The organism is Chryseobacterium echinoideorum, assembly GCF_007474535.1.
Lineage (GTDB): Bacteria > Bacteroidota > Bacteroidia > Flavobacteriales > Weeksellaceae > Chryseobacterium > Chryseobacterium echinoideorum.
This window is the reverse complement of sequence record NZ_VKNW01000009.1, coordinates 14719-26881: the sequence shown is the minus strand read 5'-3', so window position 1 is coordinate 26881 and position 12163 is coordinate 14719. Positions and strand designations below refer to the sequence as shown.

The 12163-nt window shown below is 34.6% G+C and carries 13 protein-coding genes; 3 read left to right on the top strand and 10 right to left on the bottom strand.

Translation table 11 applies throughout. The annotated features are described in order from the left end of the window. Nucleotides 1-4: 4 nt before the first annotated feature. Complete coding sequence (locus FOL89_RS12315; RefSeq protein ID WP_144283104.1) at nt 5-529, bottom strand: hypothetical protein; 525 nt, start codon at nt 527-529, stop codon at nt 5-7. Nucleotides 530-646: 117 nt separating this feature from the next. On the opposite strand from FOL89_RS12315, the gene mnmA reads away from it, so the two are divergent. Further along, nucleotides 647-1834: a tRNA 2-thiouridine(34) synthase MnmA gene (gene mnmA / locus FOL89_RS12310; protein WP_144283103.1), complete on the top strand. Its 1188-nt coding sequence runs from the start codon at nt 647-649 to the stop codon at nt 1832-1834. Nucleotides 1835-1907: 73 nt separating this feature from the next. Here the strand turns inward: mnmA and FOL89_RS12305 are convergent, their stop codons facing one another. The 3 genes from FOL89_RS12305 to FOL89_RS12295 form a co-directional block, all read right to left on the bottom strand. Further along, nucleotides 1908-2651, bottom strand: a complete 744-nt coding sequence (locus FOL89_RS12305) for a LytR/AlgR family response regulator transcription factor (protein ID WP_144283102.1) — start codon at nt 2649-2651, stop codon at nt 1908-1910. 64 nt (nt 2652-2715) lie between these two features. Continuing rightward, nucleotides 2716-2979, bottom strand: a complete 264-nt coding sequence (locus FOL89_RS12300; RefSeq protein WP_144283101.1) for a 2TM domain-containing protein — start codon at nt 2977-2979, stop codon at nt 2716-2718. 26 nt (nt 2980-3005) lie between these two features. After that, nucleotides 3006-3302, bottom strand: a complete 297-nt coding sequence (locus tag FOL89_RS12295; protein ID WP_089744623.1) for a 2TM domain-containing protein — start codon at nt 3300-3302, stop codon at nt 3006-3008. Nucleotides 3303-3703: 401 nt separating this feature from the next. Between FOL89_RS12295 and FOL89_RS12290 the strand changes: the two genes are divergently transcribed. Then, nucleotides 3704-4768: an IS110 family RNA-guided transposase gene (locus tag FOL89_RS12290; protein WP_144283100.1), complete on the top strand. Its 1065-nt coding sequence runs from the start codon at nt 3704-3706 to the stop codon at nt 4766-4768. A 457-nt stretch (nt 4769-5225) separates the two neighbouring features. Here FOL89_RS12290 and FOL89_RS12285 read toward each other — a convergent pair whose 3' ends face one another. Continuing rightward, nucleotides 5226-6008, bottom strand: coding sequence for a TIGR00266 family protein (locus FOL89_RS12285; RefSeq protein ID WP_144283099.1), 783 nt, complete (start codon nt 6006-6008; stop codon nt 5226-5228). 77 nt (nt 6009-6085) lie between these two features. Here FOL89_RS12285 and FOL89_RS12280 point away from each other — a divergent pair, with 77 nt between their 5' ends. After that, on the top strand, nt 6086-7234 hold the full coding sequence (locus FOL89_RS12280; RefSeq protein ID WP_144283098.1) for a methionine aminotransferase: 1149 nt from the start codon (nt 6086-6088) through the stop codon (nt 7232-7234). Nucleotides 7235-7294: 60 nt separating this feature from the next. Here the strand turns inward: FOL89_RS12280 and FOL89_RS12275 are convergent, their stop codons facing one another. From FOL89_RS12275 to FOL89_RS12255, 5 genes are all read right to left on the bottom strand, one after another. Beyond that, entirely contained in the window at nt 7295-8059 is a 765-nt protein-coding gene (locus tag FOL89_RS12275) for an SDR family NAD(P)-dependent oxidoreductase (protein WP_144283097.1), read from the bottom strand. Between the two features lie 86 nt (nt 8060-8145). After that, nucleotides 8146-9084 (bottom strand): helix-turn-helix domain-containing protein, encoded by a 939-nt coding sequence (locus FOL89_RS12270; protein ID WP_144283096.1) that lies wholly within the window; start codon nt 9082-9084, stop codon nt 8146-8148. Between the two features lie 45 nt (nt 9085-9129). Further along, on the bottom strand, nt 9130-10182 hold the full coding sequence (locus tag FOL89_RS12265) for a thrombospondin type 3 repeat-containing protein (protein WP_228444910.1): 1053 nt from the start codon (nt 10180-10182) through the stop codon (nt 9130-9132). 133 nt (nt 10183-10315) lie between these two features. Continuing rightward, nucleotides 10316-11407, bottom strand: a complete 1092-nt coding sequence (gene ychF, locus FOL89_RS12260) for a redox-regulated ATPase YchF (protein WP_144283094.1) — start codon at nt 11405-11407, stop codon at nt 10316-10318. Nucleotides 11408-11603: 196 nt separating this feature from the next. Beyond that, on the bottom strand, nt 11604-12155 hold the full coding sequence (locus tag FOL89_RS12255) for a ferritin (RefSeq protein WP_144283093.1): 552 nt from the start codon (nt 12153-12155) through the stop codon (nt 11604-11606). Between the last annotated feature and the right edge of the window lie 8 nt (nt 12156-12163).

The window sequence follows — 12163 nt, the reverse complement described above, 5'->3', positions numbered from 1 at the left end:
TTCACTAAAGTCCTATCACAAATCCAATATTAGGAACTAGACCACTTGAGAAAATACTCGAATTTTCTTTCCACAAAACATTATACATCAGCCCAAGCTGTAGATAAGAATTATTGCCGATTCTCTGCATATAACCTCCACCAAGATACAAAGCGTCTTCGTTTTCAGTGGTTTTAAAATCATAAAACTTATCTTTATAATTAATGAAATAATGCTGATAATTGGCACTTACAAAGAATGTTCTTGCAATATAATAATTCAAAAAAGGACCTACTCCAAACATCGTTGAACTGTAAGCATTCGATTTCTGCCACGAAATACTTCCCAAAACTCCGCCTTCAAGATCATCGGTAAGTCTGTATCCCACTCTTGGAGCAGCTGAAAGGTTAAGATAATTATTGTTTCCGAAACCAAATCCGACGCCTCCTCCGAAAGTCCAACGGTTATTTTCAGGAGACGTATCTGCCGCAACCTGAGAAATCAGCAACCCTGAACATAAAACACATAAAGAAATAATTAGTTTTTTCATATATAAATCGTTTTTATCAATGTTTAAAATTATAACTTTTCTGCGAATCTTTTTAGTCGTATTTTTGCCGCATCAAACTAAGAACTCCCGTTAAGAGTTTCGTAAAATTGAAATAACATGAAAGTAGTTGTAGGATTATCCGGAGGAGTGGATTCTAGCGTTACAGCATATTTGCTGCAACAACAAGGACACGAAGTGGTGGCTTTGTTTATGAGAAACTGGAACGATGCTTCGGTAACATTAGAAGATGAGTGTCCGTGGATAGAGGACAGCAATGATGCCTTAATGGTGGCTAAAAAACTTGGAATTCCGTTTCAGGTGATTGATATGAGCGATCTTTACAAAGAAAGAATCGTAGATTATATGTTCGATGAATATCAGAAAGGAAGAACCCCCAATCCTGATGTTCTGTGCAACAGAGAAGTAAAATTCGATGTTTTTATGAAGACGGCAATGTCTCTGGGCGCAGATAAAGTGGCCACCGGACATTACGCAAGAGTAGATTCTACTTTTGACAAAAACGGAAAAGAAATTTTTCACCTTTTAGCCGGAAAAGACAATAATAAAGATCAGTCCTACTTTTTATGTCAGCTGAGTCAGGATCAATTGTCTAAAGCTTTGTTTCCGATTGGAGAATTAACGAAACCTCAGGTTCGGGAAATCGCTAAAGAAATCGGCTTGGTAACGGCAGATAAAAAAGATTCTCAGGGATTGTGTTTTATCGGAAAAGTAAGTTTACCGCAGTTTTTACAGCAACAATTGATTCCGAAAGAAGGCGAAATTGTGGAAATTTTTAAAGATTCTCCACTTTTTGCTGAAGAAATGCCTGAATTTTCATCAAAACAGGAAGAATTGGAATATCTGAGTCGAAAAGTCAATTATAAAAAACCCGACGGTAAAGTGATCGGAAAACATCAGGGCGCTCAGTTTTTCACGATCGGACAAAGTAAAGGACTTGGAATTGGCGGACATAAAGAAAGCTGTTTTATCATCTCCAGAGACATGGAAAACAATATTCTTTTCGTAGGAGAAGGACATCAGTTTCCCGGTTTGTTGAAAAGGGCTTTAAAAATTGATAACTCTGAACTGCACTGGGTCCGGGAAGATTTAAAACTGAAAAACGGAGAATCAATGGAAGTAATGGCAAGATTCAGATACAGACAGCCGTTGCAGAGAGCAACTTTGTATCAGTTTGAAGAAGGATTCTATGTAGAATTTGAAGCACCGCAGTCTGCTATTGCAGAAGGTCAGTTTGCATCTTGGTACATCGGTGAAGAACTGATTGGAAGCGGAGTAATTTCTTAAAACAAATTTATTTAAATAATAATCCTGAAGCATTCAGTTTCGGGGTTTTGTTTTTTCTCTATTATCTTTCCAACTAACTTATCAGCCAGTCTTTAAAATCTTTCACGCGGTCGCGGCTTACGGTAATTTCTTCCTTTGGTTGAAATTCAAGCTCAACTTTATAATTGGGCGAAGTGTGAATATTTTTGATGTAATCTGAATTGATGATAAACTGTCGGTTTACCCGGAAAAATTTCTTTTCATCCAGAACATCTTCCAGTTCTTCCAGCGTAAAATCCGAAGGATATGTTCTTTCCAGAGTCTGCAGATAGACAATTTTATTTTCACTGAAAAAACAGCTTACTTCATGCGTCTGAACGATTTTCAGGTTATATCCGATTTTCACTAAAATTCTGGAAAGCGTGCTTTTCTCCTTTTTAATTAATTGCTTAATTTCTAATGAATTAACAGAATTATCTGAAGGAATAAATGACTTGAATTTCTCAATTGCTCCTGCAAGATCTTCTTCCATGATTGGTTTCAAAAGATAATCTATACTATTGAGTTTAAATGCTTTTAAAGTATACTGATCGAAGGCCGTTGTGTAAATAATAAAGGCTTTGGTTGAGATTTTATCGAAAATATCAAACGAAAGACCATCACCCAAAACAATATCCGAAAAAATAAGCTGCGGATGATCATTTTCAGCAAGCCATTCTACTGCGGCTTCCACGGAATCCAGATTGGCAACTATTTCTAAATCAGGAAACAAACCTAACATTCTTTCAAGCTTTCTTGCAGCCGGCTTCTCATCTTCGATAATGACAGTTTTAATCATTTCTGAGGTATAATTTCAAAGTTAAATGTAATGCTAAAATTAAATAAATATTTCCGTTAAGAAACTAATGTTTTTTCAGATTATTCATTTCATTCTTGATGGCATTCTGTTCCCATTCAGAATTCAGAACAAATAATTTTACTGCTTTTACTGTAAGAACAACTGCCCAAACCGTCAGAACCAGTGATCCGTGAAAGGTATAGTCGGTGTTTATCCATTTAATAAAATTTCTTCCTAAGATAATTATTGCCACAATACCAAACCACATACAGTTTTTGTAGAATGATTTAAGCTCTTTTACTCGTTGCTGCGCTGATGTATGATTCATGATAACAGATTATTAATGATGGTTGATTAAAGTGATTTTGACTGATTTTTTTCCTGTTCCATGAGTTGGTTTATTTTTCTTTCCTCCCATTCTTTTCCGATTCCAAAAGTATTTAAACCATGAATTGTTAAACCCAATCCCCATCCCAACATTGGCCAGTAAAACCACAAATGCTCCGGTGATGTAAGTAGATTGATGATAAGTAAAAAAGGGATGACCAAACAATATGAGATCAGATTTCCGTAAAAACTTTTTAAGTCTTTAACTCTCTTTGCAGCTTTTTCGTACGCTAAATTTTCTTTGTTAAATGATAAATTTTCCATGATATTTTTATTTTAAAAATTAATTTGTTTTCTTGAGACAAATGTATGTCGGAAAAGTATCCTCAATCAACTTTATATAACCGAATGGTAGAAAAACACAACTGAATGGAGGTAATTAGGATATATAAACAAACCCCTCGCAAAATTGCGAGGGGTTATTTCTATCTGCTCAAAGTCGGGAAACTCCTATGTTTGTAAAGTAATAAATTTACAAAAAAAGCAAAAGGGATGAGAGAACATTTGGGGCTCAATAATCTAAAAGATATATTCGCGCAAAGAAACATCCTCATTCCTTTACTTCTTTTAGAGTTTGAACAGAATGTAAAGAGTTTATTAAACATCTAGAATAACAGTCAGGAGACAAAACGAAGGAAGATTTTGCTTTATTAAAATTTGCAGATATGAAAGTATTAAAACAGGTTTTAGGAGTCGATGTTGCACAGAATGAACTTGTAGTTGCTTTAGGACAATTGAAAGAAGATTTGACTACAGAAACGAGAGATTATCAGATTTTCAGCAACAATGAAAAAGGTTTTAAAAAGCTGATTAAATGGGTTTATGAGAAAAAAAGCACCGATGCAGATCTCGTTTTTGTGATGGAGTCTACGGGAGTTTATCACGAGCGGTTTGCTTATTTTCTTTATGATAAAGGAGAGAAAGTAGTAATTGTTTTGCCCAATAAAATAAGCAATTTCATGCGTACTTTGGACATTAAAACCATCACTGATAAAAGTTGTTCCATCGCTATTGCACAATTCGGATTAAGCAGAAAATTAGAGCAATGGCACCCTTCAGACAAAGTATATAAAGAGCTTCAGCAGTTAAGCCGGGAGAAAAACCAAGTGATTAGCGAGCGTGTTGTTTGCATGAATCAGCTTCACGCAGAAAAGACCGAAGCTATGCCCAATGCTAAAACCATCAAGCGTTTGAAAGCAAGAATTTCATTGCTTAAGAAACAGGAAAAAGAAATCAGTAGCGATATGCATAAAGAGGTTCGAAACAGCACTGAAGCTACCGATGGTGTGGCTTTTCTGAGTAGTATTCCGGGTGTTGGAAAAGCTACGGCTATTGCAGTTTTAGCAGAAACCAACGGTTTTGAATTAATGCGAAACAAAAAACAACTAACGAGTTATGCAGGGCTGGATATTCGGGAAAAACAATCGGGTACATCAGTAAAGGGCAAGCCTAGGATCAGCAAAAAAGGAAATAAAAATTTACGTAAAACGCTTCATTTTCCTGCAATGACAGCAGTGCGATTAAATAAGGAGCATCGCGAATTATTTTACCGAATTGTAAATAAAACAGGAATAAAAATGAAAGGTCTGGTTGCCGTACAAAGAAAATTATTGGAATTAATGTACATCTTATTCAAAAACAAAACATTTTACGAATCTAACTTTGAAGAAAATAGGGCGAAAAATCAAAAAGATTTCCACCCTACACAAGCTGACTCTTGGTCGCTTTAATTTTACAAAAATATTGAAAAACATTTGGTTTTTAACACAGAATCTTTGCGCGGATAAATAAATAAAAAGCCTCGCATTTTGCGAGGCTTTTTGTATTATAGCGCAGCTACATTTTTATTAAAGAAGTCTTTAAATTTTTTGGTAATAAGCATTTTATCTCTCCTAAAACGAGTACAACGAACTTTCGCAGCTCAAAATCAAAAAAGTCGGCGGAACGGCTTCTGTGCCACTTCAAACGGTTGATTACACCTAAAATATCCGTGGATGGATGACCGGGGATTAATGATCCGGTAAATGTAAATCGCTTAAAATTATTGTAATGTTTCAGGTGTGTAAATAAAGGTTCCGTTTGTTATGGCAGATAATATAAATAAGGATCTTTTTACAAAAGAAAAATATGTTGAAATATTAAATGAATTAAACCATAAAAGACACAACTCTTTGGTTGTGTCTTTTTTTAGAAACGATCACCGTCGAGAATATTTCCCAAACCTCCCAGAATACTGCCTTCTTCTTTTCGTTGTCCGGTTCCGAACTGAAGAATTCTTCCTGCAAGACGTGAAATAGGCAATGTCTGAATCCAGACTTTTCCAGGCCCCCGAAGTTGAGCAAAGAACACGCCCTCACCACCAAAAAGTGTATTTTTGATTCCGCCAACCATCTGAATATCATAATCAACCGTTTTTGTAAATGCAACAATACAACCTGTATCAATTTTAAGAATTTCTCCCGGCTGCAGGTCTTTTTCAATAACGTGACCCCCGCTGTGTACGAACGTCATCCCATCTCCTTCAAGCTTTTGCATAATAAATCCTTCGCCACCAAAAAGCCCGGTTCCCAGTTTTTTCTGAAATTCAATTCCCACAGAAACACCTTTTGCAGCACAGAGAAAAGAGTCTTTCTGACAAATTACTTTTCCACCCAGCTGGCTCAAATCCAAAGGAATAATTTTACCCGTATACGGAGCTGCAAAAGTTACATGCTTTTTACTATGAGCGATATTGGTGAAAACAGTCATAAAAAGATTTTCTCCTGTAAGCAGCCTTTTCCCTGCGGAAAAAAGTTTACCCATTAATCCTTTTTCGTTGCCATCTCCGAATAGCGTTTCCATTTTTATCCCTTCTGTCATCATCATAAAACTTCCAGGTTCAGCAATCACACTTTCTTGTGGATCAAGTTCAATCTCAACACACTGCATTTCCTCGCCGTGAATTTTGTAATCAATTTCGTGATTATTCATAATTTTATTTTTTTAATTTATTTAATACTAATTTGTTGAAAAATAACCTATTTTAGTTATAAAATCCATATTGATCTATGATACAACTTCCTTTATCTAAGCTTTCTAATGTAGGAACGACCATTTTCAGTCTGATGACACAGCTTGCCAATGACAATGAGGCAATCAATTTATCTCAGGGATTCCCGGATTATTCTGCGGATCCTGAACTTCTGAGTCTTGCAGATCATTATATCAAAAAAGGATTTAATCAGTATGCGCCGATGGGTGGAATGTTACCGCTAAAGGAAAAAATTGCGCAAAAAATAGAAAATTCTCATGGAGCCATATATCATCCCGATACGGAAATAACTATTACCGCAGGCGGAACGCAGGCAATTTTTACAGCTATTGCCACATTAATAAAAGATGGAGATGAAGTAATTATTTTTGAACCTGCGTATGATTGCTACGAACCTACCGTAGAGCTTTTTGGAGGAATCGTCAAAAGATTTAGGATGACTGCTCCAGATTATGTTATTAATTGGAATGAAGTTAAAAAACTGGTTTCAGAAAAAACAAAACTCATCATTCTCAATAATCCGAATAACCCTTCCGGAAAGATTTTAGCTGAAAATGATATACAGGAACTCATGGCGATTGTAAAAGACAACTCTATTTTTATCCTGAGTGACGAAGTATATGAAAACATCGTTTTTGACGGACATAAGCATCTAAGCATCTGCAAATATCCGGAACTCAAAGAAAGAAGTTTTCTTATCGCATCTTTCGGGAAACTTTTTCACATTACCGGCTGGAAAATAGGTTACTGCGCAGCACCGAAATCACTGACCGAAGAATTCAGAAAAGTACATCAATTCAATGTTTTTTGTGTAAATACCCCTTTACAGTTGGCATTGTCAGATTATATGAAAAATGAAAATAACTATCTCCACCTCAACCATTTTTTTCAGGAAAAGCGTGATTTTCTGAGAGAAGGTCTTAAAAACACCTCTTTTGAACTTCTGGATTGCGAAGGAACATATTTTCAGGCGGTAAAATATGATAAAATTTCTGATAAAAAAGACTTCGATTTTGCACAGGAACTTACCATTCATCACAAAGTAGCAACAGTGCCGTTTTCTTCTTTTTACAAAGATAAGATGAATGAAAATGTTATCAGATTATGTTTTGCAAAGAAAAATGAAACTCTCGAAAAGGCGATAGAAAATCTACAAAAGCTTTAAGAAAACCCTCGCAGGTTGAGACTAAATTTGCTCAATCTGCGAGAGAAATTATGTTTATTTTTAGAAAAACATTCCCCCGGAAACTTCAATTCTTTGCGCTGTAATCCATCCTGCATCTTCTGTACAAAGAAAAGCAACTACTCCGCCAATATCATCCGGCAAACCGGCTCTTCCCAAAGCTGTATTATTAGAAATCATTGCATTTATATTTTTGTCGTCTCTTGTTCTTCCGCCGCCAAAATCAGTTTCAATTGCACCTGGTGCAACTGCATTTACTTTAATTTTTCTATCGCCCAACTCTTTAGCCATATATTTAGTCAACATTTCGACACCTGCCTTTAATGATCCGTAAACAGATGATCCCGGCAAAGCAAATCTTGCCAAACCTGAGGAAATATTGATAATTCCACCTCCATCATTGATGAATGGTAAAAATTTCTGAGTTAGAAAGAATACACCTTTGAAATGAATATCTACCATCTCGTCGAGCTGTTCTTCTGTGGTTTCCGTAATTGGAGAATATAAAGCTGTTCCTGCATTGTTGATCAGGAAATCTATATTTCTGCTTCCTGTATTTCCCTCTAAATAATCACCTGCTTTTTTTACAAACTCGTCAAAGGTTTTCACCTTTCTTGTATCTAGCTGAAAAGCGACTGCTTTTCTTCCCAGAGCCTGAATTTCAGCTACGGTTTTATCTGCTTCTAATTTGTTTGAATTATAAGTGATAATTACATCTAAACCTTTACCTGCAATCTTTAATGCTGAATTTTTCCCCAAGCCCCTGCTTCCGCCTGTGATAAGGGCAATTTTTGTTTTATTATTCATAACTGATTTTTATTGATGTTACAAAATTGCTTCAATTTAAGAACCAAATTGTTATCAAAATCAATCTGAAATTTGCAAAATTCAAATCAAGAACGGAATTGCATCGGTGTAAATGACGTTTTACGTTTAAAAAAATTGGAAAAGTGAGCTATTTCTTCAAAACCTAATGCGTAAGAAATTTCAGAAATATTCCAGTTGGTTTGTCTTAGTAGAATTTTTGCTTCCTGAATGATGCGATCGGCGATAAATTCAGTAGTTGTTTTCCCTGTATTTTCCTTTAAATTTTTATTTAAATAATTGACATGAATTGATAATCTTTCAGCAAAATCATTAGCTATCTTCAATTGAATTCTTTGGTTTGGAGATTCAATCGGAAACTGCCTTTCTAAAAGTTCGATAAACAAAGAAACAACTCTTAAAGAAGCATTGTGAGTATTTTGAACTTTCTCGGCAGGTTGAAGCTTCTGTCCGTAATGAATTAATTCTGAAACGTAATTTCTGATTAAATCATATTTAAATTCATAATCTGAATTGATTTCTTTTTTGATTTTCGCAAAAATTAAATCTATTTCATCCGCCAGATCATCATCAATTTCGAAAATAGGAATTGCGCCCGGCTGAAGCAAAGGTAAATCTTCCAGAATATTCTGAGAAGAATTTTTATTGAAAAAATCGTCGGTAAATACACAGAAATTCCCAGATTGATTTTCATCTTCCGGAACATAATGATATGGAACTTTCGGTGTTGCAAATAATAATGCATTCTTTTTTACGGAAATTATTTTATCTGCATATTCTGCTCTGTTTTTGCCTCGAATTAAGCTTATTTTATAATACTTTCTCCTATTGTAAGGCATTTCGCAGGTTTTCTTAACTGTCGCAATTGTTTGCGCAATATCGAAAACATTAAAATGACCAATATCTTTATGAAGGCCCTTCGGAAAGATACTTTCCATATCCTTTCCCAGTCTTTGAGTCATTTCAAGATAAAAATCTTCTAATGATGCATGAGCAAGTTTTTCCATAAAGAGAAATTTGTAAAAATCAAATATAAGAATTTACCGAATTAATTATATGACATATCCTCCACTAATTTCTAAAATCCATTTACCATTTTTATATTCTGCTGAATAATCTATGGAACTACTACTTCCCCATTTTTTTATGTAAAAAATATTAGAATTATTTTTATTCTTTTTGATTTTCCCCATCCCGTGTGATGAAACATCCGTAATTTTCTGATAATCAGTTTTTGATTGTAAACTTTCAGGAATAAACAAAACATGATATTTAGGATTTATCTGATGAAAATAATCGCAGTCACTGATAAAAACTTCAAAATAATAATTGCTATTGCGTAGATTTTCAGATCCATAATCGGGCAACAACATTTCATAAAGCCGGGTAAACTTATTGTTTTCAGACTTAAACAACGGATTCAAATCAAGAAAATCATTTACTCCATCTCCATCAGTATCTTTATTAGTAGGATTTAAGCCAAAATTCTTTTCAAAAATATCATTATAGCCATCATTATCAGAATCTTTTATCAGATCTTCCAATTTTATTTTAAACAATTTTCCATCTTCAATAGCAGAATAATCATCATAGCCCGGTAATCCCGGAACTCTTATGATTTGAACAAAACTTCCTTCCAGTTCCAAAAAACCATTATTGATCATCGGTTTTTCCTGAAATTTGTTGATATAATAATGACTGAAACTTAATCCTAAAAAATAAGCAGAAGGTTTTTCATTTTCAATTTTACAGAGCCAGAATCCGAGCTGATTCTTGCCAAAAGCATACTCTATATTACCGATTTTTTGCTGATTAGAAAAAGTAAATTGCTTTGAAAATAAATCATTGAAAGTTTTAAATTCCGAATCATATTCTTCCCATTTCTTTTCTATAATTTCTTCTGATTTCGACTTTATACTATCTTTTTTAAAACTTATAAATTTCCTGAGATCAACGATTTGTAGATAATCCGGCTTTTCAGCAATGATCTTTTTCACATTGTATTTCTGAGCCTGTCTGTAATAATTATCGTTTATTAATTCCTCATCATTTTTAAAATGTTTAAGCCAGCTATCATCAGAAGTTGTAAAACACCTGTCTTCCATATTTTGGGAGCACGAAAAAATCAGAAATAATAAAAATAAATATCTCATGCAATGTTTTTTTACATCCAACAAAAAACGCTCCCAAATTCTTGGAAGCGTATTTAAAATATTATATAACTAACTTTTAATATTTTTAAACATTAAATCTGAAGTGCATAATATCACCGTCCTGAACGATGTACTCTTTTCCTTCTACAGAAAGCTTTCCGGCTTCTTTTACTTTAGACTCTGAGCCATAATTCACATAATCATTGTATTTGATCACTTCCGCACGGATGAAACCTTTTTCAAAATCTGTGTGAATCACTCCTGCTGCTTGTGGAGCCGTCCAACCCTGCCCTATTGTCCAAGCTCTTACTTCTTTTACACCAGCCGTAAAATACGTCTGAAGCTTCAGTAAATCGTAAGCTTTTCTTATTAAACGATTAACACCAGGTTCTGTAAGACCTAATTCGTCAAGAAAAATTTCTCTTTCTTCATAAGTTTCCAGTTCGTTGATATCTGCTTCGATCTGAGCTGCTAAAACAACAGTTTCAGCACCTTCATTTTTTGCCATTTCTTCAATCTTTCCAACCCAGTCGTTTCCGTTTTTTATAGAATTTTCATCTACATTACAAACATATAAAACTGGCTTATTGGTTAAAAGCTGAACATCTCCGATAATAGATTTCGTTAAATCATCAACTGCAAATTCTCTTGCATTTCTACCGTCTTCAAGGTGTTTTTGCAGCTTTTGCAGGGTTTCATAAACCAGAATATCTTCTTTTTTTCCGGATTTGATGAACTTCTTTGCTTTTTCAACAGCTTTTCCTACTGTTTCTAAATCTTTCAACTGAAGTTCAATATCTATAATTTCTTTATCTCTCAACGGATCTACCGATCCTTCAACGTGTACAATATTTCCGTTATCAAAACATCTTAAAACGTGAATAATCGCTTCACATTCACGGATATTGGCAAGAAACTGATTTCCTAAACCTTCTCCCTTACTGGCTCCTTTTACAAGACCTGCAATATCTACAATCTCTACAACGGCAGGTAAAACTCTTTCAGGATTTACCAGTTTTTCAAGCTCAAATAATCTTTGATCCGGCACAGAAACAGTTCCCAAATTGGGTTCTATAGTACAGAAAGGATAATTTGCCGACTGTGCTTTAGCATTGCTTAAGCAATTAAAAAGAGTTGATTTACCTACATTCGGTAAGCCTACGATTCCACATTTCATAATGAAATTTATTTTATGGTTGTGTTACAAAGCCTCACAGTTTCATAACATTAAATTCAAAGTTCAGATTTAAAGTTTAAGATGATTACTTTCAACTTTCAGCGTGCAAAGATAGTATTTTTAAGATGTATTTCATAATAAAAAATCTGCCAAGAATTTTGACAGATTTTCAGAAATAATTTTAATTAATTGATGTTTATGGGTTATCTCCAGTCGCTTCCTGTGCTAAAGAAACATCATTGGGAGCAGACTCCAGTGCTTTATCTAGTGTAAATAATGACTCGTTGGATGCCTGATCTCCTCCTGCTATTTTCAGCTTATCTATAAGATCCTGAGCTAAAGTTTCTTCCTCAATCTGCTCCTGAACAAACCATTGCATAAAATTCCACGTTGCCCAGTCTTTTTCATCCAACGACATGTCGACCAATTTGTAGATGGAAGTAGTATTATCCACCTCATGCTTAAAAACATTATCAAAGCATTCTGTAAGAGACTTAGGATCATTCGGCGGAGCCGGAATCGCATCAACTTTTGGTTTTCCGCCACGATTCAAGACATATTCCATAAATTTTATAGAATGATTTCTTTCTTCCTGCGAGTGACGATACAAAAAATTGGCAATTCCCTGATAACCTTTATCATCTGCCCAAATTCCGTATGATAAAAAAGTGTGGGAAGCATGAATTTCTTTATTCATTTGATCGCTCAATGCTTTTTCAATTGCAGGTGAAAGTCTGTTGGTATTCATAATTGTAT